This is a genomic window from Nocardioides jejuensis (assembly GCF_004337475.1).
Classification (GTDB): Bacteria; Actinomycetota; Actinomycetes; order Propionibacteriales; family Nocardioidaceae; genus Nocardioides; species Nocardioides jejuensis.
In genome coordinates this window covers 95,696-122,282 of record NZ_SJZJ01000017.1, presented here as the reverse complement: position 1 = coordinate 122,282, position 26,587 = coordinate 95,696, and the positions used below count along the sequence as shown (strand labels likewise).

Here is a 26,587-nt window from a genome sequence, read left to right as displayed (position 1 = left end):
GAAAAACCTCTAGCGAGCTATGCGCCGCCCGTACCCCAAACCGACTCAGGTGATCAGGTAGAGAATACCAAGGCGATCGAGTGAACCATGGTTAAGGAACTCGGCAAAATGCCCCCGTAACTTCGGGAGAAGGGGGGCCGGATTCGTGAGTGGACTTGCTCCACAAAGCGTTGATGGCCGCAGAGACCAGGCCCAAGCGACTGTTTACTAAAAACACAGGTCCGTGCTAAGTCGTAAGACGATGTATACGGACTGACTCCTGCCCGGTGCTGGAAGGTTAAGGGGACCGGTTAGACGTAAGTCGAAGCTGAGAACTTAAGCCCCAGTAAACGGCGGTGGTAACTATAACCATCCTAAGGTAGCGAAATTCCTTGTCGGGTAAGTTCCGACCTGCACGAATGGAGTAACGACTTGGGCGCTGTCTCAACCGTGGACTCGGCGAAATTGCACTACGAGTAAAGATGCTCGTTACGCGCGGCAGGACGGAAAGACCCCGGGACCTTTACTATAGTTTGGTATTGGTGTTTGGTTCGGCTTGTGTAGGATAGGTGGGAGACTGTGAAGCATTAACGCCAGTTAGTGTGGAGTCAACGTTGAAATACCACTCTGGTCGTACTAGATGTCTAACCTAGGTCCATTATCTGGATCAGGGACAGTGCCTGATGGGTAGTTTAACTGGGGCGGTTGCCTCCTAAAATGTAACGGAGGCGCTCAAAGGTTCCCTCAGCCTGGTTGGCAATCAGGTTTCGAGTGTAAGTGCACAAGGGAGCTTGACTGTGAGAGTGACAGCTCGAGCAGGGACGAAAGTCGGAACTAGTGATCCGGCGCTGGCATGTGGAAGCGGCGTCGCTCAACGGATAAAAGGTACCCCGGGGATAACAGGCTGATCTTCCCCAAGAGTCCATATCGACGGGATGGTTTGGCACCTCGATGTCGGCTCGTCGCATCCTGGGGCTGGAGTAGGTCCCAAGGGTTGGGCTGTTCGCCCATTAAAGCGGCACGCGAGCTGGGTTTAGAACGTCGTGAGACAGTTCGGTCCCTATCCGCCGCGCGCGCAGGAAACTTGAGAAAGGCTGTCCCTAGTACGAGAGGACCGGGATGGACGAACCTCTGGTGTGCCAGTTGTTCCGCCAGGAGCACGGCTGGTTGGCTACGTTCGGAAGTGATAACCGCTGAATGCATCTAAGCGGGAAGCACGTTTCAAGATGAGGTTTCCCACCGGGTTAACCGGGTAAGGCCCCCAGTAGATGACTGGGTTGATAGGCCGGAGGTGTACAGCAGTAATGCCCAGCCGACCGGTACTAATAGGCCGAGGGCTTGTCCCTCAAAGATGTTGCGCGTCCACTGTGTGGTTCCCGAGTTACGGTCGGGAACCAAGTCCAAAGCCCAGAAGCTTTGCGAGTTGGTGATCTAACTCCATAGAGTTTCGGCGGCCATAGCGTCAGGGAAACACCCGGCTCCATTCCGAACCCGGAAGTTAAGCCTGACAGCGCCGATGGTACTGCAACCGGGAGGTTGTGGGAGAGTAGGACGTCGCCGGACAAATTTTCACTAGGGGCCTCCGCCTTCGCGGGGGCCCCTAGTCTTTTGTCCACCACCTGTGCACACGGAGCGCCGTGAGCACGCCGCCGTTGTTGAAAGGTTGCCCCCATGGCTGACCAGTCCCGTCCCCGTCGTTCTGACGCCCCGCGTGGTGGGCGTCCCCAGGGTGGCGGTCGCCCCGCGAGCGGTGGCGGCAAGCCGGCTGCGCGTGGTGGCAGCGGCAAGTCTGACTTCCGGGCTGCCGGTCGTGGCGAAGGCCGCGATGGTGGGTCCGACGAGCGTGGTGGCAAGAGCTACAGCGATCGCGGCGGCAAGCCCGATTCGCGCGGTGGCCGCTCCGGAGGCCGTGACGGCAAGCCGGCGTACGGCGACCGGAAGCCGGGCTCGCGCCCGGGGCGGAAGGACGACTGGAAGCGTCCCGCGGACGACGACCGTCCCCGCACCGAGCAGCAGGCTCGCTACGACGGTCCGGAGATCCCCGAGGAGATCACCGGCAAGGAGCTCGACCGCTCTGTCCAGGCGCAGCTCAAGGGCCTGCCGGAGAAGCTGGCGGCGCGCGTTGCTCGTCACCTCGCTGCTGCCGGCATGATCATCGACGAGGACCCGGCCACGGCGTACAAGCACACGCTCGCTGCGCGGGCGCGCGCGGCGCGTCTCGCGGTCGTGCGCGAGGCGTGCGGCGAGGCTGCCTACGCAGCGGGGGAGTACGCCGAGGCGCTCTCCGAGCTGCGCGCCGCCAAGCGGATGAACGGCAACTCGGCGTACCTGCCGATCATGGCTGACTGCGAGCGCGCCCTGGGTCGCCCCGACCGGGCGCTGGCCCTGGCGAAGAACACCGCCGTCGCCAACTTCGACGCCGACGCGAAGGCTGAGATGACCATCGTCGAGGCCGGCGCGCGTCGGGACCTCGGTGAGATCGACGCCGCGCTGCGCACCCTCGAGTTCGCTCCGCTGATGTCCCGCTCGCGGGCGTCGTGGGTGGTGCGTCTTCGCTACGCGTACGCCGACACGCTCGAGGCCGCTGGTCGCCTCGACGAGGCGCTGACCTGGTTCCACCGCACGGCCGGCATCGATGGTGAGGAGATCACCGACGCGATGGAGCGCTCGGAGGCGCTGGAGAAGAAGCTGCGCTGACCCGCTTTCGCTGCACAGGGCGTGCCCTGTCGTTGCTTTCAACAGGCCCGGACCTCATGGTCCGGGCCTGTTGGCATTTCAGGGTCTGATCGGGACCGGAGGTGGAGTGATGACCAACGAGGTGCATCTTGCGGGCAGAGTAACCCGCGATCCGGAGGAGCGGGTTCTTCCGAGCGGCGACAAGGTGGTGTCGTTCCGGCTGTCGGTGCCGCGGCCCGCGGACAGCCCGCGGCCCGGTGCGGACTGGGTCGACTGCGCCGTGTGGACCGCCCGGCTCCGCCGTTCGGTGGCGCGGTGGGTGACGGGGGACGAGGTCGAGGTGTCGGGTGCGCTCAGGCGACGGGTCTTCCGCACGGGCGCCGGGGTGGTGCCTCTCGTGGAGATCGAGGTGTCTGCGTGTCGCCGCTCGGTCAGGTCCGAAGGTCCCGCATGAGTGCGCCGAGATGCGGCTTGGGCTGGAACGACGTGGCCTTCTGCGGGAAGGGTCGTCCGGCGCGGGCGGCTGTTGCCACCTGCTCGAACGAGGGCGCGGGGAGCAGGATGGCCACGCCGTCGCGGGCGCGTGCCAGCGCCTGGCCGGCGGTGTGGTGATGGCGCACCTGGTCCTGGTCGACACCCCACGCCGGCAGCAGCTCCTCGTGGAGCGCGAAGACGGGCAGCTGCAGTCCGTGGGGGTGCAACGTCGCCCACGACTCACCGTCGTGCAGGACCATGGCGTGCTCGAGTCCGGCGAGGGCCTCGCGCCTGTTCGGGTGCGGCCGGTAGTCGTCGCCCCGTCGGATCGCCGCGCTGGCGATCGTCTCGAGGGTGAGCCCGGTGACCGTCCGGTGGATCGCTCCCAGCTGCAGCGGCGTGTCCGCCTGGTCGACCAGCATGACGAGGGTCTGCTCCCACTCGGTGCCCGGACGCTGCTCGGCGAGCTCGAGCGCCGCGGCGTACCTGTGATGGCCGTCGGCGATGACAGCGCGGCTCGGCGCGACGAGGGTGCCGAGCAGCTGCACGTCGTCCGGGTCCTGGATCCGCCACATGCGGTGATGCTGCCCACCGGGGTCCGAGAAGGCGACGTCGGGGCGACGCTCGGTGAGGAGGTCGACCGCGGTGCGGAGGGCCGCAGTGCCCCGGTGCATCAGCAGGATCGGAGCCGGGTTGAGCGCGATGGTCTCCATGCGCTCGGCCAGCTCGGCGACCTGCTCCAGGCGGACAGCCTCGTGGGGGAGCACAGCGCTGCCGGCGCGCGTGACGTCCAGCTCGCCGACGAGGCCCCGCACGCTCACGCCCGACGAGGTGTACTCGTGGATGTAGAGGGCCGGCGCGTCGTCGAGCCGGATGTGTCGCTGGCGCTGCCAGTCCTGCAGGCGGCGTGCCGCCGACCGATAGGGTCGAGCGAAGATCCTGTTGGCCACCGGGGCGCCCACGAAGCTCTCGCGGAGCCTGAGCGCACGGAAGGGCCGCAGCACCAACTGCGGTCCGGGTTCCGGCAGGGTCTCCATTCGGTGCATCGTAGGGGGAAACAGCAAGTGCTTCGCGCCAGTGATGCACCTCTGGTCGACACGTACGACCTGGCCATGCTCGACCTGGACGGCGTCGTCTACATCGGGGAGCAGGCCGTGCCGGGGGCGGCGCACGCCATTGCGGACGTGCGGTCTCGCGGCACGTCCGTCGCCTTCGTCACCAACAACGCGGCCCGCCCGCCCGGCGTCGTGGCCCGGCATCTGAGCGATCTCGGCGTGGCAGCCACCGCCGAGGACGTCGTGACCTCGGCACAGGCAGCAGCCAGGCTGCTCCGCGAGCGGTGGGGTGCCGGTGCGCGGATCTTCCTGTGTGGCGGCGAGGGGGTCGACGCTGCCCTCCGCGAGGCAGGCCTCGTGCCCACCGAGTCGTCGTCCGAAGCAGTCGCGGTCGTGACGGGCTACGGGCCCGACCTGCCGTGGCGGCGCATCCTCGAGGCGTCGATCCTGGTGCGCGGAGGCATGCCGTGGGTCGCGACCAACGCCGATCTGACCATTCCGACTTCTGCGGGGATCGGTCCCGGGCATGGTGCGGTCGTGCGGCTGATCGAGGAGTTCAGCGGGGTCCGCGCAGTCGTCGCCGGCAAGCCGGATCGCCCCCTGCTCGACGAGACCGTGCGTCGAGTCGGTGGTCACCGACCACTGATGGTCGGCGACCGGCTCGACACCGACATCGAGGGCGCCCGCAATGCGGGGATCGACTCGCTGCTCGTCCTCACGGGTGTGAGCGGCCTCGACGACCTGGTTGGAGCACCGCCCGCGCTTCGGCCGACGTACCTCGCCTCGGACCTGCACGGCCTGCTGGTTGCCCACCCTGTTCCGTCGTACGACGGAGGGGTGGCGCTGTGCGGTGGATGGGCGGCACGCGCAGTGGACGGCGCCTTGGTGCTCTCCGGTGAAGGCACACGTGACGACTGGTGGCGAGCCGTCGCCGGTGTCGCCTGGCAGCACCTGGACGCCACGGGACAACCGCTGCACGTGCCGGAGGCCCTGCGTTCGGTAGCGTTGGGTCCATGAGCGAGGAGCAGGCCGGGATCGAGCCCGGGTCGGCGGAGCCGGTGGCCCCGGCGCCCGAGACCGGTCACGGTGCGGTCGACGGCGTGATCGCGAGCCTGGCGGGCCTCGCAGAGCTGCCCGTCGACGAGCACGTCGCCGTCTTCGAGCACGCCCACGCGCAGCTGCGGGGAGCACTCGACGCGCCGTCCGGGCCCCGTCCTCCGACCAGCGCGGGCCCTGTCGGCTGATGCCGCCCCGCCGTCTCCGCCTGGACGCTGAACTCGTCCGGCGTGGCCTTGCCACCTCCCGTTCGCACGCCTCCGAGCTTCTCGGCGCCGGCCGTGTGAAGGTCGGTGGCGCCGTGGCGACGAAGCCCGCCACGCAGGTGACGACCGACGCCGACATCTACGTCATCGACGACCCGGACGACCCCGGCTACGCCTCGCGCGGTGCGCACAAGCTGGCGGGGGCGCTCGAGGCCTTTGGCCCCCTCGGCCTCGCGGTCGAGGGCCGACGGTGCCTCGACGCCGGCGCCTCCACCGGAGGCTTCACGGACGTCCTCCTGCGGGCCGGGGCGCGCGAGGTCGTCGCCGTCGACGTGGGTTACGGCCAGCTGATCTGGCGCCTGCAGAACGACGAGCGCGTGCAGGTGCACGACCGCACCAACATCCGTGACATCACCACCGAGATGCTCGGCGGAGAGGTGGACGTCGTCGTCGGCGACCTGTCCTTCATCAGCCTTGAGCTCGTCCTGGATGCGCTGATCGGAGTCTGCGCTCCCGACGCCGACCTGGCGCTCATGGTCAAGCCGCAGTTCGAGGTGGGCAAGGATCGTCTGGGCAAGGGCGGCGTCGTCCGGAGCGCGGCGCTGCGGGCCGAGACGGTCACGGCGATTGCCGACGCGGCGGCGCGACGTGGCTGGGGTGCGCGGGCCGTGTCGACGAGCAAGCTCCCCGGCCCCTCCGGCAACGTGGAGTTCTTCCTGTGGTTGCGTCGCGGTGAGGCGACCATCGGCGCCGACGAGATCGCCGCGGAAGCCGGAGCCGCGAGGTCCGCACCACTGTCGGCGCAGGGTGAGAAGGTGGACCCGTGACGATTCCGGACCCCTCACGCGACGCCCGTTCGCTGCGGCGCGTCCTGGTCGTGGCCAACACGACGCGCGACGCCGCGTGCGAGATCGCGCACTCCTTCGTGAAGTCGCTGAGCGCCCACGGCATCGTCGTACGCCTGCTCGCAGCCGAGGCAGCCGAGCTCGGCCTGCGGCCCGATGGTGCGCTCGTCGAGGTCGTGCCGGACGACGGGTCAGCCGCGGTGCACTGCGAGCTGGCTGTGGTCATCGGTGGCGACGGCACCATCCTGCGCGCCGCCGAGATCACGCATCGTTCGGGCACCCCGCTGCTGGGCGTCAACCTGGGCCACGTCGGGTTCCTCGCCGAGGCCGAGCCGGATGACGTCGAGCACACGATCAGCGCGATCGTCGATCGCCGCTGGACCACCGAGGAGCGCCTGACCGTCGACGTCACGGTGCTCCAGGGAGCCGAGGTCGTCGCCAACACCTTCGCCCTCAACGAGGCATCGGTGGAGAAGGCGGCGCGCGAGCGCATGCTCGAGCTGGTCGTCGAGATCGACGGCCGCCCGCTGTCCCGCTGGGGCGCGGACGGCGTCGTGTGCGCCACGCCGACCGGCTCGACGGCGTACAACTTCAGCGCGGGCGGGCCCGTGGTCTGGCCGGTCGTCGAGGCCCTGCTGATCGTGCCGCTGAGTGCGCACGCCCTGTTTGCGCGACCGATGGTCGTCGCCCCGAGCTCTGTCATCGCCGTCGAGGTGATGTCCACCAACGAAGGCGCCGGCGTCCTGTGGTGCGACGGTCGGCGCACCGTCGACCTGCCGCCCGGCGCCCGCATCGAGGTACGCCGCGGCGCCCCGGTGCCGCTCGTCCGCCTGCACGACTCGCCGTTCACCGACCGTCTGGTCGCGAAGTTCGGTCTGTCGGTGGAGGGCTGGCGGGGCGCTGCCGAGAGGCGCATGCGCGAGAACGGAAACGACTGATGTTTGAAGAAATCCGGATCCAGTCGCTTGGAGTGATCGAGTCCTCCACGCTGGAGCTCGGTCCGGGGCTGACCGCGATCACCGGCGAGACCGGCGCGGGCAAGACCATGATCGTCACGGCACTCGGCCTCCTCATGGGCGGCCGTGCGGACTCCGGGGCGGTCCGTCGCGGCGCGAAGGCCGCGCGCGTCGAAGGTGTCGTGCACGCCGAGGGCCTGGCCGACTTCGCCGCTGCGGTCGACGAGCTCGGGGGCGAGGCGGAGGACGGACGCGTCCTGCTGGCCCGCAACATCTCGAGCGAGGGCCGCTCGCGCGCCTTCGTCGGTGGCGCCTCGGTGCCGGCGTCACAGCTCGCCGACCTGTCGGACTCGCTCGTCGCGGTCCACGGCCAGTCCGACCAGCACCGCCTGCTCAAGGCCAGCGCGCAGCGTGAGGCGCTCGACCGGTTCGGCGGCGAGGAGATCACCTCCCTGCTCGAGGCGTATCGCGCGATCCACAAGGAGCTCGGCGCTACCGAGCGCGAGCTCGCGGATGTCGTGGCGCACGCACGCGAGCGCGCCCGCGAGGCGGACCTGCTCCGGTTCGGACTCGAGGAGGTCGGGGCCGTCGAGCCGCTGTCCGGCGAGGACGTCGCACTGGCCGCCGAGGAGGCCCGGCTCGGGTTCGCCGACACCTTGCGCGGTGCCGCCGAGCAGGCGCGCGAGGCACTCTCGTCCGAGCACGACCGACCCGACGCCCTGGGCGCCGTGTCGGCTGCCCGACGGCTTCTCGACGGGGTGCGGGAGCACGACGACGAAGCCGCCGCACTCGCCGATCGCCTGGCCGAGGTCAGCTACCTGCTGGCCGACGTCGCAGCCGACGTCGCGTCGTACGCCACCGGGCTGGACACCGATCCTGCGCGTCTCGCCGTCGTCTCCGAGCGTCGGGCCGCGCTGGGTGCGCTGACCCGCAAGTACGGCGAGACGATCGACGAGGTGCTGGCCTGGTCGCAGCAGGCATCCATCCGCCTGCTCGAGCTCGACGGCACCGACGACCAGATCGCGGAGCTGCGGGCCAAGCGTGCCGACCTGCGGACGCGGCTCGCAGTCGCTGCCGCGGCGTTGAGCGAGGCCCGCCAGACCTGCGCGCTGCGCCTCGCCGACGAGATCACGGCGGAGCTCGGCCTGCTCGCCATGCCCCACGCGCGCGTGTCGCTGGCCGTGTCGCAGGTCGACGAGGCCGCGCCCGACGCCGATGCGCCGACCCTGCCGTTGCAGGTGGGGGAGCGCTGGCTGCGCTATGCGTCGCACGGCATCGACGAGGTCGAGTTCCTGCTGGCGGCCAACACCGGTTCGGATGCGCGACCGCTCCACAAGGGTGCGTCGGGCGGTGAGCTGTCGCGCGTCATGCTGGCCCTCGAGGTGGCCCTCGCGGGCACCAGCCCGGTGCCGACGTTCGTCTTCGACGAGGTCGACTCCGGCGTGGGCGGCAAGGCGGCCGTCGAGATCGGCCGGCGCCTCGCGCAGCTTGCCCGCACCGCCCAGGTGCTGGTCGTGACCCACCTCCCGCAGGTCGCGGCGTACGCCGACCGGCACGTCGTGATCGCCAAGTCGACCGACGGCGTCGTGACCACGTCCGGCCTCACGGTGCTCAGCGAGGACGAGCGTGCGCGCGAGCTCTCGCGGATGCTCGCCGGCATGGATGAGTCCGACACGGCGCTCGCCCACGCCGAGGAGCTGCTCGAAGCCGCCCGCGCGGCGCGAGCCTGACACCAACCGGCTCCAATCGTCCGGTAGGATGGAACCCCGTAGCCGATAGAGATTCGACAACGGGAGTTCCCTTGGCCAGTGCCTCGCAGACCAAGCACGTCTTCGTCACCGGAGGCGTCGCGTCGTCCCTCGGCAAGGGCCTCACCGCCTCGAGCCTGGGTGCTCTTCTCAAGGCTCGCGGTCTGCGGGTCACGATGCAGAAGCTCGACCCGTACCTCAACGTGGACCCGGGCACGATGAACCCGTTCCAGCACGGCGAGGTCTTCGTGACCGAGGACGGCGCCGAGACCGACCTCGACATCGGTCACTACGAGCGCTTCCTCGACACCGACCTCGTGGGCAACGCCAACGTGACCACGGGTCAGGTCTACTCCAACGTGATCGCCAAGGAGCGCCGTGGCGAGTACCTCGGTGAGACGGTGCAGGTCATCCCGCACATCACCAACGAGATCGTCGACCGCATCCTGGCGATGCACGCGCCCGAGATCGACGTGGTCATCACGGAGATCGGTGGCACGGTCGGCGACATCGAGTCGCTGCCGTTCCTCGAGGCCGCGCGTCAGGTCCGCCAGAAGATCGGGCGCGACAACGTCTTCTTCATCCACGTCTCCCTCGTGCCGTACATCGGCCCGTCGAAGGAGCTGAAGACCAAGCCGACGCAGCACTCCGTCGCCGCGCTGCGCACCATCGGTCTGCAGCCCGACGCCGTCGTCTGCCGCGCTGACCGTGAGCTCCCGCAGAGCATCAAGTCCAAGATCGCGCTGATGTGCGACGTCGACGAGGACGCGGTCGTCACCGCGGCCGATGCCCCGTCGATCTACGACATCCCGAAGGTGCTCCACCGCGAGCGCCTCGACGCCCTCGTCGTACGCAAGCTGGACCTGCCGTTCCGCGACGTCGACTGGTCGCTCTGGAACGACCTGCTCAAGCGCGTCCACCACCCGAAGGAGGAGGTCACCGTCGCGCTCGTCGGCAAGTACATCGACCTCCCCGACGCCTACCTCTCCGTGGCCGAGGCGCTGCGCGCCGGTGGCTTCGCCAACGAGGCGAAGGTCAACGTCGAGTGGATCGCCTCCGACGAGTGCGAGACGCCCGCCGGTGCCGCGAAGCACCTCGGCGACGTCGACGCCGTCCTCGTCCCCGGTGGCTTCGGCATCCGCGGCCTCGAGGGCAAGCTCGGCGCGCTGCAGTACGCCCGTACCCACGGCATCCCCACGCTCGGCATCTGCCTCGGCCTGCAGTCGATGGTGATCGAGTACTCCCGCAACGTGCTCGGTCTCGACAAGGCCGCGTCCACGGAGTTCGACCCGGAGACGCCCGAGCCGGTCATCGCGACCATGGAGGAGCAGAAGGCGATCGTCGACGGGGCAGGCGACCTGGGCGGCACGATGCGCCTCGGGTCCTACCCGGCGAAGCTCGGCAAGGGCACCCTGGCGCGTGAGGTCTACGGCGAGGAGCTCATCACCGAGCGTCACCGCCACCGCTACGAGGTCAACAACGCCTACCGCGCGCAGCTCGAGGACGCGGGTCTGGTCTTCTCCGGCATCAACCCCGACCTCGACGTCGTCGAGTTCGTGGAGCTGCCGAAGGACGTCCACCCGTACTACATCTCGACGCAGGCGCACCCGGAGCTGAAGTCGCGCCCGACGCGGCCGCACCCGCTCTTCGCCGGCCTGGTGAAGGCGGCGATCGAGCGCCAGCGTGAGCTGCGGATCCCGATCGACGAGTCGCAGCTGCACAAGGTCGAGGACTCGGCCGACGACCGCATCGAGGACTGACCCGCACCTGATGACGATCGCTGACCGTCCCGAGTCGTGGCCGGTGGTGTCCTCCGAGGACATCCACCGGGACGGCTGGGTGGTCGCGCTCCGCTCCGACCAGGTACGCCGCCCCGGCGACGACGGCACGGGCGAGGGGGAGCCGTTCCGCCGGCTGGTCCTCGAGCACCCGGGTGCCGCGATCGTCCTGGCGGTGGATGCCGACGGGCAGGTGCTCTGCCTCCAGCAGTACCGCCACCCGGCGAACATCGCCTTCGTCGAGCTGCCTGCCGGCATCTGTGACGTCCCGGGGGAGGACCCGCTCGAGGTCGCGAAGCGCGAGCTCCGCGAAGAGGTTGAGCTGGCCGCCGACGAGTGGGTGCACCTCGCGTCGGTCTGGGCGAGCCCGGGCATCACCGCGGAGCGGCACCACCTCTACGTCGCGACCGGCCTGACGCCGGTCAGCCGTGGAGACTTCGAGCTGCACGGCGAGGAAGCGGAGATGCAGGTCTTCCGCGCCCCCTTCGACGACCTGTACGCCGCGGTGCTCGACGGCCGCATCTCCGACGCCCCGATCGCGCTGGCCCTGCTGCTGGCGCGCGCCAAGGGCCTCGCGTGAGTGTGGGCCCGGTCGAGCGCGCGATCCGCACCTGGCTGGACCACCTCGCCGTTGAGCGCGGCCTCGCCGCCAACACGCTGAGCTCCTACCGTCGCGACCTTCGTCGGTACGCCGCGTACCTGGCTGCCGCTGGCGTGACGGAGATGGACGCGATCACCGAGGCCACCGTGACCGGGTTCCTGGTCAAGCTGCGCGAAGGCGACGCGGACCACCCGCCGCTCGGATCGACGAGCGCGGCGCGGACGATCGTCGCGGTCCGGGGCTTCCACAAGTTCGCGGTGCTCGACGGCCTGGCCACGCACGACCCTGCCGCTGCGGTGAAGCCGCCTGCGCCGGCGAAGCGGCTGCCCAAGGCGCTCCCGCTGTCGGAGGTCGAGGCGATCCTCGAGGCCGCCGGGGCTTCGGGCACGCGGCTCGCGCTCCGCGACCGCGCGCTGCTCGAGGTGCTCTACGGCACCGGGGCGCGGATCTCCGAGGCCGTCGGTCTCGATGTCGATGACATCGACCTGGAGCTCGGCCAGGTGCTGCTGAAGGGCAAGGGCTCGAAGGAGCGGATCGTGCCGATCGGCTCCTATGCCCGCGACGCGCTGGCGGCGTACCTCCGCGATGCCCGTCCCGACCTGATGAGCACGACGACACCCGCAGGCGCGATCTTCCTCAACTCCCGCGGAGGGCGTCTGAGTCGCCAGTCGGCATGGGCCGTGCTGGTCAAGGCGGCCGGTCTTGCCGGGGTCACCAAGGACGTCTCGCCGCACACGCTGCGCCACTCGTTCGCCACCCACCTGCTCGACGGCGGCGCCGACGTACGTGTGGTGCAGGAGCTGCTCGGGCACGCGAGCGTGACGACGACGCAGGTCTACACGCTCGTCACTGTCGACAACCTGCGTGAGGTCTTCGCGACCGCGCACCCGAGGGCCCGATGAGCGCGAGCGAGCAGGGATACGAGGCCTTCTCGACCTGGGCCGACGGCGAGGGGATCAGCCTCTATCCGCACCAGGAGGAGGCGGTCCTCGAGATCTTCGCCGGCAACAACGTCGTGCTGGCGACGCCGACGGGCTCGGGCAAGTCGCTGGTCGCCATCGCCGCCCACTTCGCGGCGCTCGCCGATGACCGGGTGAGCTTCTACACCGCGCCCATCAAGGCGCTGGTGAGCGAGAAGTTCTTTGCCCTGTGTGAGGTCTTCGGGCCGGACGACGTCGGCATGCTGACCGGCGACGCGAGCGTCAACCCGGACGCCCCGATCATCTGCTGCACCGCCGAGGTGCTGGCCAACATCGCGCTGCGTGAGGGCAAGGCCGCCGACGTCGGCCTCGTCGTCATGGACGAGTTCCACTACTACGCCGAGCCCGACCGTGGCTGGGCCTGGCAGGTGCCGCTGCTCGAGCTGCCGCAGGCTCAGTTCCTGCTGATGAGCGCCACGCTCGGCGACATCACGGAGATCAGCGCCGACCTGACCCGGCGTACGGGCAGGGAGACGGCGCTGGTCGACGGCGCGGAGCGTCCCATTCCGCTCCACTTCACCTGGTCGCTGGAGCCCCTCGCGGACACGCTCGAGGACCTCGTCTCGACGAAGCAGGCACCGGTCTACGTCGTCCACTTCACGCAGAAGGACGCCGTCGAGCACGCGACGTCGCTGCTCAAGGCGAAGCTCTCGGTGCCTGCCGAGAACAAGCAGAGAATCGCCGACAAGATCGCCACCGTGCGCTTCGGCGCCGGCTTCGGCAAGACGCTCAGCCAGCTGCTCAAGGCCGGCATCGGGGTTCACCACGCGGGAATGCTGCCCCGCTACCGCCGGCTCGTGGAGCAGCTCGCACAGCAGGGCTTGCTGACCGTCATCTGCGGCACGGACACGCTCGGTGTGGGCATCAACGTGCCGATCCGCACCGTGCTCTTCACGGGCCTGGCGAAGTTCGACGGCAATCGGTCGCGCGTGCTGCGCGTGCGGGAGTTCCTGCAGATCGCCGGTCGCGCGGGTCGTGCCGGCTACGACACCGCCGGCTTCGTCGTCGTCCAGGCGCCGGAGCACGTCATCGAGAACGAGAAGGCCAAGGCCAAGGCGGAGGAACGCCGCGCTGCGGGGAAGAAGAACTCCAAGGCGCAGCTGCGGAAGGCGCCCGAGGGCGCCGTCGTGTGGACCGAGGCGACCTTCAGCAAGCTCGTCGACGGCATCCCGGAGTCGCTGCAAAGCCGGATGAAGGTCGACAACTCGATGCTCCTCAACGTGGCGGCGCGCACCGAGGACACCGCGGAGGCGATGCGCCGGCTCCTCCAGGAGAACCACGAGGACCGCCGCTCGCAGCTGCGGCTCACCCGTCGCGCGATCCGGCTGGTGCGGTCACTGGTCGCCAGCGGAGTGCTCACCCGGCTCGACGAGGTCGACGGCTTCGGCCGCCGCTACGTACTGACCGACACGCTGCCGGCCGACTTCGCCCTCAATCAGCCGCTGGCCCACTTTGCAGTCGAGGTGCTCGATCTGCTCGACCCCGCGTCCGAGACCGTGATGCTCGACACGGTCTCGGTCATCGAGTCCGTGCTCGAGGCACCGCGGCAGATCCTCTTCGCCCAGCAGTACGCCGCGCGCGGCGCCGCGGTGCAGGAGATGAAGGCCGACGGCGTCGAGTACGACGAGCGGATGGCCCTCCTCGAGGCAGTGACCTGGCCGCAGCCGCTCGCCGAGCTGCTGGGAGCGGCGTACGAGATGTATCGCTCGAAGCACCCGTGGCTGCCCGAGGACGCCCTCAGCCCCAAGAGCATCGTCCGGGAGATGTGGGAGAGCGCGATGTCGTTCACCGACTTCGTCTTCCGCTACCAGCTGGCGCGCTCCGAGGGCCTGGTGCTGCGCTACCTCACCGATGCCTACCGCACACTGCGGCAGACGGTGCCGGACGCACACCGCACGGCAGAGCTCGAGGAGCTCGTGGAGTGGCTGGGGGAGACCGTCCGCCAGACCGACTCGAGCCTCCTCGACGAGTGGGAGGCGCTGGCCCACCCGGACCACGTCGCTCCCGAGGTGAGCCACCACGAGCCGCCGAAGCCGCCCCGCGCGTTGACTGACACGCCGGCGTTCCTGGTGATGATCCGCAACGCGATGTGGCGCCGGCTCGACCTGGCGGCCCGCGACAACCTCGACGGGCTCATGCGGCTCGAGCGCGACGCCGCCGACCGCACCGAGCCCCCGGCCGAGGTCGTCATGACCCGCAGCCGATGGGACGAGGCACTGGAGGCGTACTTCGCCGAGCACGACGACATGGTGCTCGAGGGGGATGCGCGCGGACCGAAGTTCCTCACGATCGAGCGCAATGGCCGCGTCTGGAAGGCGATCCAGACGATCGCCGACCCTGAAGGCAACAACGACTGGGTCATCGAGGCCGAGGTCGACCTCGACGCCACGGACGCCTGCGGTGAGGCAGTCGTCCGTGGCATCGCGATGCGCTGCCTCTGACGGGCTGCGAGTCGGCAGCCTCAGGCGTCGATGTGCGACATGTCGCCGTACCGGGCGCCCGCGACGGCGTCCCGCGGCACTGCCCGCTCGAGATCTGCGAGGTCCGTTGCCGTCAGGTCCACGGTGAGTGCGCCGACGTTCTCCTCGAGGTAGCGGACCCGCTTGGTGCCCGGGATGGGCGCGATGTCGTCGCCCTGTGCGAGCACCCAGGCCAGCGCGATCTGGCCGGGCGTTGCGCCCTTCGCCTCGGCGATGGCCCGGACGTTGTCGACGAGGGTCAGGTTCTGCGCCAGCGCGTCACCCTGGAAGCGCGGGAAGTACGCCGAGCGCCGGAAGTCAGCGGTGCCGTCGGCCCCGCTCGCCGTCGTGATGGCGCCGGTCAGCAGGCCGCGTCCGAGGGGCGAGTAGGGCACCAGCCCGATCCCGAGCTCGCGGAGCACCGGCCGGATCTCGTCCTCGATGTCGCGCGTGAAGAGTGAGTACTCGGTCTGGAGCGCGGTGATCGGGTGCACCGCGTGTGCCCGGCGGATGGTGACGGCCGATGCCTCGGAGAGCCCGAGGTGGCGCACCTTGCCGGCGGTCACGAGCTCCGCCATGGCGCCGACGGTCTCCTCGATCGGCACGGTCTTGTCGACGCGGTGCTGGTAGTAGAGGTCGATGTGGTCGACGCCGAGCCGCTGGAGGGAGGCATCGCAGGCGGCGCGGACGTACTCGGGACGGCCGTTGATGCCGACGCGCGTGCCGTCAGGCAGGCGCTCGTTGCCGAACTTGGTGGCGAGCTGGACCTGGTCGCGGCGGTCCGCGATCGCGCGGCCGACGAGCAGCTCGTTGGTGAAGGGGCCATACATGTCCGCCGTGTCGAGGAAGGTGACCCCGAGGTCGAGCGCGCGGTGGATGGTTGCAATGCCGCCGTCTTCGTCAGGTGTGCCGTAGAACTCCGACATCCCCATGCAGCCCAGGCCGAGGGCGGAGACGTCGAGCGGGGAAGCAGTGCCGAGAGTGCGTCGTGGAGTGCTCATGCCCTCTACTCAACGGCTTCGAGTGCGCTCGAAGTCAAGGCCTGCTCGACCTTTCCCTCGTAGATCCCGATCTTGTGGTCGACGGCACGCAGGTGGCCGGTGATCTCGGCGAGCTGGGCCTCCACGCGCGCCCGATGGGCGAGCAGCAGGTCGAGGCGCTCGGACTCGTTGCCGTCACCTGCGCGGACCAGGGCGGCGTACCGCTTCACGTCGCGGATCGGCATGCCCGTCGCGCGGAGCCGGGTGATCAGGGTGATCCACGCCAGATCCTGTGCCGAGTAGCGACGGTGCCCGGAGGTCGCTCGATCGACGGCGCCGAGCAGCAGGCCGTCGCGCTCGTAGTAGCGCAGGGTGTGCGGGGTGAGCCCGGTCTGTTCGGCCATCTCGGCGATCGTGAAGGACATCGGCCCAGTTTGCGCCTTCGAGTGCACTCGAGGTCAAGCGGGGGCGGCGAGCTCCTCGATCAGGCGCCGCGCGAGCTCGACGGAGGCGTCGATCTCCACCTTGCGGATGGAGACGCTCTCGACGTTGAGCCCGAACGGCACGCCGAGTCGCTCGCAGTACGCGATCAGGTCGGTCGCTGTGGCCAGTGCCTGGTCGTACGACGCCTGGAGGGTGTCCTCGGCGTGGCGCAGGTCGTTCTCGATCCAGCGCGGGACGTCGACGCCGAGCCACCGCAGGAACTCGAGGGTCTTCATCGAGCCGCAGACCGAGAACGTGAAGACGATCGGGACCGGATCGATGCCGGCGGCCTGACAGGCGTAGGCATAGTCCGAGACGAGGCTCTTGGCGGCGTTGACGTCGTAGACGACCTGGGTGACGAAGAACCGGCAGCCGGCGGCCTGCTTCGCGAGCAGGCGCTCGTGCTCGTTGCCGCGGCGGGTGTGCCGCTCGGGGATGGCCACGCCACCCACGAGCAGGTCGGGGTTGCTCGACCGGGCGAGGTCCTGGGCTGCACTCAGTGACAGGGGAGCGGCTGCTCCGCTGGAGGCAGCACCGACGAGCACGGTCAGGGCGCGCGCGGCGTCCTGCGTTGCGGCCCACGCCTCGAGCGCGGTGGGCTCGTACTTGCCGACGGCGCGGTAGACGACGACCGGCGTCGGCCAGTCGCTGAGCTCGTCGGCGAGGTACGTCGCCGGGTCGAGGGTCGGCGTGAACGGGAACGGGCGCTCGGACGGGTTGCGTGCGCTCTCGTCGTCGATGTCGTAGAGGACCAGCCCGTCCAGTCCGAGCGGCCGCAAGCGCGCGCTCGTGGCGGCGGCGATCTCCGCAACGCGCTCCGGAGCGGTCGACTGGCGAGGCGGCGTCAGGGCGAAGAGCACGAAGCCACCCTGGCGATCGCGGATGCGTGCGGCGAGGTCCATGGCAGGACCCTAGGGGTACGCCGGGTCCTCACGCAGGTCGCCCTCGTGCGCCAGTGATCGCCCGGCGTTTCCTCCACAGATTGCTCCACAGGCGACGGCGTCCTGTGCACTCAAGCGGGGGCGATTCCACATGTCGTACACAGATTTCCGTACACCCGGTGGACAACCGTTGGCCGCCTTGTGACCTGTCAGAAGGCCCCCCTAGAGTCCGGTCCACACGGCGAGTTGTCGCCGAGTCGACAAACGGACCAACGATCTCGAGGAGAGCTGGCAGATGAGCGGATTCACCCCGACGGGCACCACCGCGACGGAGATGCCGCCCCTCGTGCGCACGCCGACCCCGACCGATGCAGGAGCGACCGTGAGCGCCTTCCCGACCCCGGCTGTCGTCACGCCGGAGCTGACCGGCGAGATCGGCCCGACCGGCCGCCCGCTGCCCGTCTTCCCCGAGCCCCAGCCGCTCGCGGTCCACGGCAACGCCCGCGTCATCGCCATGTGCAACCAGAAGGGTGGCGTCGGCAAGACCACGACGACGATCAACCTCGGTGCCTCCCTGGCGGAGTACGGCCGCAAGGTGCTCCTGGTCGACTTCGACCCGCAGGGTTCGCTCTCGGTGGGCCTCGGCCTCAACCCCAACGAGATCGAGACCGGCACCTACCAGCTGCTCATGGACCCGGGCACCACCTTCGACGACGTCGTCGTCGAGACGGGCGTCGAGGGCATGGACCTGCTGCCCGCCAACATCGACCTGTCGGCCGCCGAGATCCAGCTCGTGCACGAGGTGGGTCGCGAGCAGGTGCTCGCGAGCAAGCTCGCCGCCGTCCGCGACCGCTACGACGTCATCCTGATCGACTGCCAGCCGTCGCTCGGCCTGCTCACGGTCAACGCCCTGACGGCCGCCCACGGCGTCATCATCCCGCTCGAGTGCGAGTACTTCGCCCTGCGTGGCGTGGCGCTGCTCAAGGACACGATCGACAAGGTCAAGAGCCGCCTGAACCCCGGCCTGCAGATCGACGGCCTCCTCGGCACGATGTTCGACGGCCGCACGCTGCACAGCCGCGAGGTCATGGAGACCCTGGTCAAGGGCTGGAGTGACATCGTCTTCCACACGGTCATCCGTCGCACCGTGAAGTTCTCCGACTCCACCGTGGCCGGCGAGCCGATCACGACGTACGCCGCGACCTCGTCGGGTGCCGACCAGTACCGCCAGCTCGCGCGGGAGGTGGCGGCCCGGTGGCTCGACGCGTGAGCATGCCCGCGGCGGACGACCTGTTCCGCCCGACGGCCGCGTCCCTGCAGGCCGTCCCTGACCCCGCGCCATCGGCGGCCCCTGCGGCCACGCGCACGTCCTCGTCGGGCCGGGTCCGGCACGACGAGAAGATGACGGTCTACATCACCTCCGACGAGCTGATGGACATCGAGCACACGCGCCTGGTGCTACGCCGCGAGCACGGCATCGCGGCCGACCGTGGCCGCGTCGTGCGCGAGGCCGTGGCGCTGGTCCTCGCCGAGTTCGAGGCGCACGGCGACGACTCCGCACTGGTACGCCGCCTGAGGGCACGGTGACCGCAGCCCCCGAGGCTCGGACCGCCGAGATCGAGGGCGCTGCGGAGTCCGGCGGCTTCGAGGTGCGGCTCGACAACTTCGAGGGTCCGTTCGACCTGCTGCTGTCGCTGATCTCCAAGCACAAGCTGGCCATCACCGAGGTGGCCCTGTCGAAGGTCACCGACGAGTTCATCGCTCACGTGAAGGCGGCGGGCGAGGCCTGGGACCTCGAGCAGACGACGTCGTTCCTGCTCGTGGCCAGCACGCTGCTCGACCTCAAGGCCGCGCGGCTGCTGCCGCAGGGCGACGTCGAGGACGAGGAGGACCTCGCCCTCCTCGACGCCCGTGACCTGCTGTTCGCACGCCTGCTGCAGTACAAGGCGTTCAAGCAGGTGGCGTCCGTGTTCGAGGCCCGGATGGTGGGGGAGGAGAAGCGTCACCCCCGGGCCGTCGGGCTCGAGGAGCGCTTCGCCTCGCTCCTGCCCGAGGTGCTGATCGGCATCGGCCTGGAGCAGTTCGCAGCGCTGGCAGCGAAGGCGATGGCGCCCAAGCCGGTGCTCGCGCTGCCGACGCACCACATCCACCAGAACACCGTCTCCGTGCGCGAGCAGGCCGGCATCGTGGTCGACCGGCTCAAGCGGAGCGGCACCCTGACCTTCCGCGCGCTCTGCGGCGACGCGCCGGACACGCTGACCCGGGTCGCGCGCTTCCTCAGCCTGCTGGAGCTCTACCGCGAGGGCGCGATCGCGTTCGACCAGGTCTCGCCGCTGGGCGACCTGTCGGTGCGCTGGACCGGCGACGACGACACTGACTTCGAGATCGACGAGTTCGACGGCGCGCCCGTCGACCCGACCGACGACGTACCCCTCCCGGAGGAGAGCGATGACTGACCAGCCCGCCGAGGCAGCGGCCGACGAGACGACGCTCGCCGTTGCGGTCGCCGACCTCAACCCGGCGCTCGAGGCGATCCTGATGATCGCCGACCAGCCGCTCGACTCCGTGACCCTCGCCTCGGCCGTGGGCTATCCGGTCGAGGAGGTGGTCGGCGCGCTGCAGACGCTCGCCGAGGAGTACACCGAGCAGGGGCGCGGCTTCGAGCTGCGCAACGTCGCCGGTGGCTGGCGCTTCTACACCCGCGACGAGTACGCCGCCGTGGTCGAGGCGTTCGTCCTCGACGGGCAGCAGGCGCGGCTCACCCAGGCTGCGCTCGAGACGCTCGCGGTGGTCGCCTACAAGCAGCCGGTGTCCCGTGCACGGGTCTCCGCGATCCGCGGCGTCAACGTCGACGGAGTCATGCGCACGCTGCTCTCCCGTGGCCTGGTCGAGGAGGCGGGCAGCGACGAGCAGACCGGCGCGAACCTCTACCGGACCACCAACTACTTCCTCGAGCGCATCGGCGTCACCTCCCTGGAGGAGCTGCCCGAGCTCGCCCCGTTCCTGCCCGACATGGACGACCTCGAGGACGAGCTCGCCGCGGCGTTCGCGGAGGGCTCGGCATGACGGATGACATCACGAAGCCCGCGAAGACGACGCGCCACACGCGCGCGCTGGTCGAGACCGACGAGGACGGCCAGGTCCGCCTGCAGAAGTTCCTTGCGCAGTCGGGTGTGGCCTCGCGCCGCAAGTGCGAGGAGCTCATGCTCGACGGCCTGGTCGAGGTCGACGGTGAGGTGATCACCAAGCTCGGCACCAAGGTCGACCCGCACACCGCGGTCATCCACGTGGATGGCAAGCGGCTCCCGCCGGTCTCCGCGCACGTCTACCTCGTGCTCAACAAGCCGCGCGGGGTCGTCTCGACCATGAGCGATCCGGAGGGTCGGCAGACGCTCACCGACTTCGTCGAGGACCGCCCCGAGCGGCTCTTCCACGTGGGCCGCCTGGACACCGACACGTCGGGCCTGATCCTGCTCACCAACGACGGTGAGTTCGCGCACCGCATGGCGCACCCGTCGTACGAGGTGGACAAGACGTACGTCGCGGAGGTCGACGGCGACGTCTGGCCCTCCACGCTGAAGACGCTGCGCGGGGGAGTAAGCCTCGACGACGGCCCGGTGCTGCCGACCAAGGTCAAGCTGATCGCGGGTCCGAAGGGCAACCCGACCGGCCGCTCGATCGTCGAGCTCACCATCCACGAGGGCCGCAACCGGATCGTCCGGCGCCTGATGGACGAGGTCGGTCACCCGGTACGCCGGCTGACCCGCACGTCGTTCGGCCCGGTGCTGTTGATGGGGCTGGGCCTGGGCAAGGTCCGCGAGCTGACGGACGACGAGCTCGGCGCGCTGCTCGACATCGTCGGCCTCTGACGCCTCCTGCGGTCCCTGACGACCACACCCGCCGCCCGCCGGCGCTCGTGTGGTCGTCGGGTGCCCGGCGAGGGCGCATACTGGACGTGATGACAGACATGTCCGCACGCGGACGGCGACACCTCGCCTCGAGCCCCTTTGCACCCGCCCCCGAGATCGTGGTCGAGTGCTACGCCCTCGACGACCGGGTCTCCCACGACGTCTACGGCCTCGGGCGGGTGGTGGGCATGGAGGCCAGCGCGGTCACCGTCGACTTCGGCTCCCGCAGGGTCCGGATCGCGAGTCCGTTCCCGAGGATGGAGCGCCTCTAGCGCTGGCCCTCGCGGCGTTCGTGCAGGCGCTGCTGTGCCGCGCCGAGGTAGGCCAGGCACGGCGCCTCGGTGTCGCGGTGGTTCTCGTGGAGGTGGAAGATCCACCGGTCCATGGCCGCCATGTAACCGTTGTCCGACCCCGGTCGGTACGTCGACCACGGCCGGTCGTCGCGGGCACTGCAGGCCGTGCAGCTGATCGTGTAGACGAACTGCTGGGCTGCGTCGAGGGTGATCCGCACGCGTGCGAGCGTCCCCGCTTCGCTCGCCGCCTTGCGCTCGCGGGCGGCCTTGCTGGCAACCATGTCGCCCTCCCTCAGAGCAGGAACTGCGTCGGGTCGAACTCGTGGATCGGGATGATCCGGATGCGGGGGAGCGGCTCCGTGAACGCCTGGACGTCGTACTCGAGGTCGAAGGTCTCCAGACCGGCGCTGACCAGCTGCTGGAAGGCGCTGTTGCGGAACTCCACGAAGCCCGCGACGCCGACGCGGCGACCGTCGAGCAGCTCGTCGATCTCGTCGACGAAGTCGCCGTCGTTGCTGACCAGGATGACGTCGTCGTCGCGGTCACGCAGCGCGTCGAGGGTGCGCTGGATGGCGATGTCGACGACCTTCTCGCCCGGTGCTCCCGACAGCGGGATGGGGCGATAGCCGATCGCGAGCAACGCCTGGACGAACGCCATCGGGAGGTTCTCGTTGGCGGCGAGGAAGAAGAGGCCGGTCGCGGGCTGGCGCCAGTGCTCCTCGGCGAACTGCAGGACCCGGTCCCAGCGGGGGCGCTCGTCGGCGCGAGGGCGCCTGCCGAGGATGTTGCCACCGAGCGTGGCGTCGATGTTCTCGCCGTCGACGAGGACGAAGGTCGTGCGCGGTGCCTCAGCCATGACGGGGACCTTACTGCGCCCGGACTGTCCGCGCCGTCGTCCGCGCCCGGGCCGCTAGGGTTGGCCCCGCCGGAACGACCCGAGGAGGACCCGTGGCAGTGCGCGCGGTGCGAGGCGCCACCCAGCTCGACAGCGACACCCGCGAGCAGATGCTCGACCGGGTGGCCGAGATGGTGCGCGACGTGATGGAGAGCAACGACATCACCGTCGACGACTTCATCTCGATCATCTTCACCTCCACGTCGGACCTGACCAGCGAGTTCCCCGCGTACGCCGCCCGCGTCCTCGGCTTCCACGACGTGCCGCTCGTGTGTGCCCGCGAGCTGGAGATCGAGGGCTCCATGCCGCGTGTCGTGCGGATGATGGCGCACGTCGAGACCGACCTGGCTCGCGCCGACATCACCCACGTCTACCTCCACGGCGCCGCCAACCTGCGTCGCGACCTGAGCAAGGTGCGCGAGGTCCCGGACGACGCAACCCCGCCGACGGATGCCTGACGTCGACCGCCGCCCGGTCGCGCTCGTCGGTCCGGTCCGCATCGTCGGTGCTGGCCTGCTGGGCGCGTCGATCGGGCTCGCGCTGCGTGCCCGCGGGATCGACGTCCAGCTGGAGGACCTCGACCCGGCCAACTTGCGTACGGCGAGCGGCCTCGGCGCCGGCGTTCCGGTCACGGGCTCGGAGCCGGAGCCTCAGCTCGTCGTCGTCGCCGTCCCGCCTGACCACCTCGCCCGGGTCATCGAGGGCGCTCTCGAAGCCCACCCGCAGGCGTTCGTCACCGATGTCGGCAGCGTGAAGTCGGGGCCGCTCGCGACGGTTGCGGAGCACGCGGACGTCGCGCGCTACTGCGGCAGCCACCCGATGGCGGGCACGCAGCACACCGGCCCCCTGACTGCCTCCGCGACGCTGTTCGAAGGACGCCCGTGGGCCGTGACGCCGCACGCGACGACGTCGCCGGTCGCGACGCAGGTCGTCACGGAGCTCGCCGAGCTCACGGGCGCAATGCCGCTCGCGTTCGGGCCGGACGAGCACGACCTCGCCGTCGCGCGCACCAGCCATGTTCCGCACCTGATGGCCGCTCTGGTGGCGGGCCGCCTGGCGGACGCGCCCGAGGGTCACCTGGCCCTCTCGGGTCCCGGCGTCCGCGACGTCACCCGTGTGGCCGGCACCGACCCCGGCATGTGGCTGCAGATCGTGCCCGCCAACGCCTCGGCGATCCTCGCCCTCCTCGGGCAGATCAGGGCGGACCTCGACCGTCTCGAGTCCGCGATCGAGTCCGGGGACCGCGACGCGCTCCGCGGCGTACTCGCCAACGGCGTCGCCGGCACCCGGGCGATCCCGGGCAAGCACGGAGGCCCGGTCCGGCCGACCTCCTCGGTCTTCGTCCATGTGCCCGACCAGCCCGGCAACCTGGCGCGCCTGTTCGCCGACGTCGACGCGGTCGGCGTCAACGTAGAGGACGTCCGGATCGACCACGATCCGGCGCGTGCAGGCGGTCAGGTCGAGCTCGTCGTCGACGAGACCCGCGTCGAGGAGCTCGCCTCCTCGCTCGACGCGCGCGGATGGGCCGTCCACCAGTAGGCTCCCGCCTCATGAGCAGCGCGCCCACCCTCGCCACCATCGTCATCGCCATGGACGGGCCGTCGGGCTCCGGCAAGTCGAGCACGTCGCGCGGCGTGGCGGACCGGCTCGGGCTCCGCTACCTCGACACGGGCGCGATGTTCCGGGCGATGACCTGGTTCATGCTCGAGCAGGGCGTCGACCTGACCGACCCCGCGGCCATCGCCGCTCTCGCGGGCAAGCCGCTCATCGCCTCGGGCACGGATCCGCTCGCCCCGACGATCACCGTCGACGGCACCGACGTCGCCGAGGCAATCCGAGGAGAGGCCGTCACGGGCGCGGTCAGCCCGGTCTCCGCGGTCCCCGAGGTGCGGGCGCGTCTGCTGCAGCTGCAGCGCGAGATCATCGGCGCAGGAGGCATCGTCGTCGAGGGGCGTGACATCGGCTCCGTCGTGGCGCCCGATGCACCCGTGAAGGTCTACATGACCGCCGACGCTGCGGCCCGCGCCGCGCGCCGTGCCCTCGAGGAGGGCGGCACGGACGCCGCCGCCGTCGAGGCCTCGCTGCTCGCCCGCGACAAGATCGACTCCAGCCGCGCCACCGCGCCGCTGACGATGCCCGAGGGCGCGCACCACATCGACACGACGCCGTACACGCTCGACGAGGTGATCGCGCAGGTCGTCGCGCTGGTCGAGGCCGCAACCGTCTGATGGCCGGGGACGCCGTCGCACCACGGACGGCGTTGCTGCGCCGTGGCCGTCCGGGCGCCCGCTGGCTCCTGCGCCGGCGGTACGACGTCAGGCTGCACCACGCTGGGAGGGTGCCGGCGACGGGCCCGGTGATCCTGGCCAGCAACCACGTCGGCTTCCTCGACGGGCCGCTGCTCGCGACGTTCGCCCCGCGGCCGGTGCACGCGCTGGCCAAGCGGGAGCTCTTCGCGGGCCCGATGTCGCCGTTCCTCCGCGCGGCGGGGCAGATCCCGGTGGACCGCACGCACCCTGACCCGACCGCCGTCCGCTCGTGCCTGGCCGTGCTCGAGCGCGGGGGAGTCGTCGGCATCTTTCCCGAGGGTGCGCGCGGCGCCGGCGAGTTCGAGGCGATCCACGGGGGTGCGGCGTACCTCGCGCTGGTGACGGGTGCCCCCGTGGTTCCGGTCACGCTCTTCGGCACCCGTGAGCGCGGTGCGGGCTCGGAGAGCCTGCCTCCACGGGGCTCGCGAATCGACATGGTCTTCGGCGCCCCGTACCGTTTGCAGGCGGTGTCGTGGCCGCGGACCCAGGAACAGGTCGGGTCGGCCACGGTGTCGCTGCGCAGCCATCTGCTGGCCGCGCTCGAGGACGCGAAGGTCCTCACCGGGCGGGAACTTCCCGGCACCCTTCCAGCTGAACAGGACGACCACGCATGAGCGACGACTACACCGGAGCGACCCTCCCCGCCGGATTCGGCGACGACGAGGAGAACGGCCCGGTCCCCGTGCTGGCGGTCGTGGGCCGCCCCAACGTGGGCAAGTCCACCCTCGTCAACCGCATCATCGGCCGCCGCGAGGCCGTCGTCGAGGACCGCCCGGGCGTCACCCGCGACCGCGTGCCGTACGACGCCAGCTGGAACGGCCGCGCCTTCACCGTCGTCGACACCGGTGGCTGGATCCCGGATGCCGAAGGCCTCGCGCTCAACATCGCCGCGCAGGCCGAGGTCGCCGTCAAGCTGGCCGACGCCGTGCTCTTCGTGGTCGACGCGACGGTCGGCATCACCGATGACGACGAGGCGGTCGTCAAGATCCTGCGCAAGGCGAAGAAGCCGGTCATCCTGACCGCCAACAAGGTCGACAACCAGCAGCTCGAGGCAGAGGCGTACTCGCTGTGGAACCTCGGCTTGGGCGAGCCCTACCCGATCTCGGCTGCGCACGGTCGCGGCACCGGCGACCTGCTGGACGCCGTCCTCGCCGTCCTTCCCGAGCCGCCGCCGATGGCCGAGGGCAAGGAGATCGGCGGTCCGCGCCGCATCGCCATCGTCGGTCGCCCGAACGTCGGCAAGTCCTCGCTCCTCAACAAGCTGGCCGGTGAGAACCGCGTCGTCGTGGACAACGTCGCCGGCACGACCGTCGACCCGGTCGACGAGTTGGTGGAGTTCGGTGGCCGCGAATGGCGCTTCATCGACACCGCGGGCATCCGCAAGCGGGTCAAGGAGGCCTCGGGCCACGAGTACTACGCCAGCCTGCGCACCGCCACGGCGATCGAGCGCGCCGAGGTCGCCATCCTGGTCCTCGACGCCGAGCAGAACATCGCCGAGCAGGACGTCCGGATCCTGCAGATGGTCCGCGAGATGGGCAAGGCCCTGATCATCGCGTTCAACAAGTGGGACCTCGTCGACGAGGAGCGTCGCTACTACCTCGACCGCGAGATCGAGCGCGAGCTCGTCCAGGTCCAGTGGGCGCCGCGGATCAACATCACGGCCCGCACCGGCTGGCACATCGACCGCATCGTGCCCGCGCTCGACAAGGCGCTCGAGGGCTGGGAGACCCGCATCTCGACGGGCACGTTCAACGGCTTCCTCGGCCGCCTGGTCCAGGAGCACCCGCACCCGGTCCGCGGTGGCAAGCAGCCGCGCATCCTCTTCGGCTCGCAGGTGTCTGTCGCCCACCCGACGTTCAAGCTCTTCACGACCGGCAAGCTGGACGCCGGCTACGAGCGCTTCATCGAGCGTCGTCTGCGCGAGGAGTTCGGCTTCGTCGGCACCCCGATCGAGATCAAGGTGCAGGCGCGCGAGAAGCGGAAGCCGTCCGGCAAGCGGTGATCGATGCTGCGCCGTCAGGCGCA

28 protein-coding genes and 2 rRNA genes are annotated in these 26,587 nt (G+C 70.0%); 24 read left to right on the top strand and 6 right to left on the bottom strand.

Features of this window, described 5'->3' with window-relative positions; translation table 11 throughout:
* The 4 genes from EPD65_RS11375 to EPD65_RS11360 all read left to right on the top strand — a co-directional run.
* A 23S ribosomal RNA gene (locus tag EPD65_RS11375) occupies positions 1-1,325 on the top strand; the annotation flags it as partial.
* A 100-nt stretch (positions 1,326-1,425) separates the two neighbouring features.
* Positions 1,426-1,542, top strand: a 5S ribosomal RNA gene (gene rrf, locus EPD65_RS11370).
* A 108-nt stretch (positions 1,543-1,650) separates the two neighbouring features.
* Complete coding sequence (locus EPD65_RS11365; protein WP_131584184.1) at positions 1,651-2,676, top strand: tetratricopeptide repeat protein; 1,026 nt, start codon at positions 1,651-1,653, stop codon at positions 2,674-2,676.
* A 109-nt stretch (positions 2,677-2,785) separates the two neighbouring features.
* A complete protein-coding gene (locus tag EPD65_RS11360) occupies positions 2,786-3,109 on the top strand; it encodes a single-stranded DNA-binding protein (protein WP_131584182.1) in 324 nt (107 codons plus the stop codon).
* On the opposite strand, the gene EPD65_RS11355 is transcribed toward EPD65_RS11360, so the two are convergent.
* Positions 3,087-4,166, bottom strand: coding sequence for a DUF1015 family protein (locus EPD65_RS11355; RefSeq protein ID WP_165872979.1), 1,080 nt, complete (start codon positions 4,164-4,166; stop codon positions 3,087-3,089). The two genes, EPD65_RS11360 and EPD65_RS11355, sit on opposite strands and share 23 nt — an antisense overlap.
* A 27-nt stretch (positions 4,167-4,193) precedes the next feature.
* Between EPD65_RS11355 and EPD65_RS11350 the strand changes: the two genes are divergently transcribed.
* The 9 genes from EPD65_RS11350 (at position 4,194) to EPD65_RS11310 (ending at position 14,795) form a co-directional block, all read left to right on the top strand.
* The gene (locus tag EPD65_RS11350; protein ID WP_243640558.1) at positions 4,194-5,201 is read left to right on the top strand and encodes an HAD-IIA family hydrolase; all 1,008 of its coding nucleotides are present in this window, start codon (positions 4,194-4,196) and stop codon (positions 5,199-5,201) included.
* Positions 5,198-5,428 (top strand): hypothetical protein, encoded by a 231-nt coding sequence (locus tag EPD65_RS11345; RefSeq protein WP_131584179.1) that lies wholly within the window; start codon positions 5,198-5,200, stop codon positions 5,426-5,428. Before EPD65_RS11350 ends, EPD65_RS11345 begins: the two co-directional genes overlap by 4 nt.
* Entirely contained in the window at positions 5,428-6,273 is an 846-nt protein-coding gene (locus tag EPD65_RS11340) for a TlyA family RNA methyltransferase (protein WP_131584178.1), read from the top strand. The genes EPD65_RS11345 and EPD65_RS11340 overlap by 1 nt, the downstream gene beginning before the upstream one ends.
* A 2-nt stretch (positions 6,274-6,275) precedes the next feature.
* Complete coding sequence (locus EPD65_RS11335; protein ID WP_165872981.1) at positions 6,276-7,229, top strand: NAD kinase; 954 nt, start codon at positions 6,276-6,278, stop codon at positions 7,227-7,229.
* A complete protein-coding gene (gene recN / locus EPD65_RS11330) occupies positions 7,229-8,977 on the top strand; it encodes a DNA repair protein RecN (RefSeq protein WP_131584176.1) in 1,749 nt (582 codons plus the stop codon). Before EPD65_RS11335 ends, recN begins: the two co-directional genes overlap by 1 nt.
* A gap of 71 nt (positions 8,978-9,048) precedes the next feature.
* On the top strand, positions 9,049-10,755 hold the full coding sequence (locus EPD65_RS11325) for a CTP synthase (protein ID WP_131584175.1): 1,707 nt from the start codon (positions 9,049-9,051) through the stop codon (positions 10,753-10,755).
* A gap of 10 nt (positions 10,756-10,765) precedes the next feature.
* A complete protein-coding gene (locus EPD65_RS11320; protein ID WP_243640556.1) occupies positions 10,766-11,353 on the top strand; it encodes an NUDIX domain-containing protein in 588 nt (195 codons plus the stop codon).
* A 2-nt stretch (positions 11,354-11,355) separates the two neighbouring features.
* Entirely contained in the window at positions 11,356-12,276 is a 921-nt protein-coding gene (gene xerD, locus EPD65_RS11315) for a site-specific tyrosine recombinase XerD (RefSeq protein ID WP_243640561.1), read from the top strand.
* Positions 12,273-14,795, top strand: a complete 2,523-nt coding sequence (locus tag EPD65_RS11310; RefSeq protein ID WP_131584173.1) for a DEAD/DEAH box helicase — start codon at positions 12,273-12,275, stop codon at positions 14,793-14,795. The genes xerD and EPD65_RS11310 overlap by 4 nt, the downstream gene beginning before the upstream one ends.
* A 20-nt stretch (positions 14,796-14,815) precedes the next feature.
* Here EPD65_RS11310 and EPD65_RS11305 read toward each other — a convergent pair whose 3' ends face one another.
* From EPD65_RS11305 to EPD65_RS11295, 3 genes are read right to left on the bottom strand one after another with little or no spacing between them, the layout of a single operon-like run.
* On the bottom strand, positions 14,816-15,814 hold the full coding sequence (locus tag EPD65_RS11305; protein ID WP_131584172.1) for an aldo/keto reductase: 999 nt from the start codon (positions 15,812-15,814) through the stop codon (positions 14,816-14,818).
* 5 nt (positions 15,815-15,819) lie between these two features.
* Positions 15,820-16,218, bottom strand: a complete 399-nt coding sequence (locus EPD65_RS11300; protein ID WP_131584171.1) for a MerR family transcriptional regulator — start codon at positions 16,216-16,218, stop codon at positions 15,820-15,822.
* Between the two features lie 33 nt (positions 16,219-16,251).
* A complete protein-coding gene (locus EPD65_RS11295; RefSeq protein WP_131584169.1) occupies positions 16,252-17,178 on the bottom strand; it encodes a methylenetetrahydrofolate reductase in 927 nt (308 codons plus the stop codon).
* A gap of 274 nt (positions 17,179-17,452) precedes the next feature.
* On the opposite strand from EPD65_RS11295, the gene EPD65_RS11290 reads away from it, so the two are divergent.
* The 6 genes from EPD65_RS11290 to EPD65_RS11265 all read left to right on the top strand — a co-directional run bounded on the left by EPD65_RS11290 (position 17,453) and on the right by EPD65_RS11265 (position 21,337).
* Positions 17,453-18,427 (top strand): ParA family protein, encoded by a 975-nt coding sequence (locus EPD65_RS11290; RefSeq protein ID WP_131584168.1) that lies wholly within the window; start codon positions 17,453-17,455, stop codon positions 18,425-18,427.
* On the top strand, positions 18,412-18,744 hold the full coding sequence (locus tag EPD65_RS11285) for a hypothetical protein (RefSeq protein ID WP_207891517.1): 333 nt from the start codon (positions 18,412-18,414) through the stop codon (positions 18,742-18,744). Before EPD65_RS11290 ends, EPD65_RS11285 begins: the two co-directional genes overlap by 16 nt.
* Entirely contained in the window at positions 18,741-19,613 is an 873-nt protein-coding gene (locus EPD65_RS11280; RefSeq protein WP_131584167.1) for a segregation and condensation protein A, read from the top strand. Before EPD65_RS11285 ends, EPD65_RS11280 begins: the two co-directional genes overlap by 4 nt.
* Complete coding sequence (gene scpB / locus EPD65_RS11275; protein WP_131584165.1) at positions 19,606-20,223, top strand: SMC-Scp complex subunit ScpB; 618 nt, start codon at positions 19,606-19,608, stop codon at positions 20,221-20,223. Before EPD65_RS11280 ends, scpB begins: the two co-directional genes overlap by 8 nt.
* Positions 20,220-21,026: a pseudouridine synthase gene (locus EPD65_RS11270; RefSeq protein ID WP_131584163.1), complete on the top strand. Its 807-nt coding sequence runs from the start codon at positions 20,220-20,222 to the stop codon at positions 21,024-21,026. The genes scpB and EPD65_RS11270 overlap by 4 nt, the downstream gene beginning before the upstream one ends.
* Before the next feature lie 89 nt (positions 21,027-21,115).
* A complete protein-coding gene (locus EPD65_RS11265; protein ID WP_131584161.1) occupies positions 21,116-21,337 on the top strand; it encodes a hypothetical protein in 222 nt (73 codons plus the stop codon).
* Here EPD65_RS11265 and EPD65_RS11260 read toward each other — a convergent pair.
* Together EPD65_RS11260 and EPD65_RS11255 are read right to left on the bottom strand one after the other, a co-directional pair.
* The gene (locus EPD65_RS11260; protein ID WP_131584159.1) at positions 21,334-21,639 is read right to left on the bottom strand and encodes a hypothetical protein; all 306 of its coding nucleotides are present in this window, start codon (positions 21,637-21,639) and stop codon (positions 21,334-21,336) included. The genes EPD65_RS11265 and EPD65_RS11260 overlap by 4 nt on opposite strands.
* 11 nt (positions 21,640-21,650) lie before the next feature.
* Positions 21,651-22,214 carry an NYN domain-containing protein gene (locus tag EPD65_RS11255; protein WP_131584158.1) on the bottom strand — a complete coding sequence of 188 codons (564 nt, stop codon included), beginning with the start codon at positions 22,212-22,214 and terminating at the stop codon, positions 21,651-21,653.
* A 92-nt stretch (positions 22,215-22,306) separates the two neighbouring features.
* Between EPD65_RS11255 and aroH the strand changes: the two genes are divergently transcribed.
* From aroH to der, 5 genes are read left to right on the top strand one after another with little or no spacing between them, the layout of a single operon-like run.
* Positions 22,307-22,711 (top strand): chorismate mutase, encoded by a 405-nt coding sequence (gene aroH / locus EPD65_RS11250; RefSeq protein WP_131584156.1) that lies wholly within the window; start codon positions 22,307-22,309, stop codon positions 22,709-22,711.
* Positions 22,704-23,792 carry a prephenate dehydrogenase gene (locus EPD65_RS11245; protein ID WP_131584155.1) on the top strand — a complete coding sequence of 363 codons (1,089 nt, stop codon included), beginning with the start codon at positions 22,704-22,706 and terminating at the stop codon, positions 23,790-23,792. Before aroH ends, EPD65_RS11245 begins: the two co-directional genes overlap by 8 nt.
* An 11-nt stretch (positions 23,793-23,803) precedes the next feature.
* Positions 23,804-24,481: a (d)CMP kinase gene (gene cmk, locus EPD65_RS11240; protein ID WP_131584153.1), complete on the top strand. Its 678-nt coding sequence runs from the start codon at positions 23,804-23,806 to the stop codon at positions 24,479-24,481.
* Entirely contained in the window at positions 24,481-25,176 is a 696-nt protein-coding gene (locus EPD65_RS11235) for a lysophospholipid acyltransferase family protein (RefSeq protein WP_131584152.1), read from the top strand. Before cmk ends, EPD65_RS11235 begins: the two co-directional genes overlap by 1 nt.
* Complete coding sequence (gene der / locus EPD65_RS11230) at positions 25,173-26,564, top strand: ribosome biogenesis GTPase Der (protein ID WP_131584150.1); 1,392 nt, start codon at positions 25,173-25,175, stop codon at positions 26,562-26,564. Before EPD65_RS11235 ends, der begins: the two co-directional genes overlap by 4 nt.
* Positions 26,565-26,587: the final 23 nt, after the last annotated feature.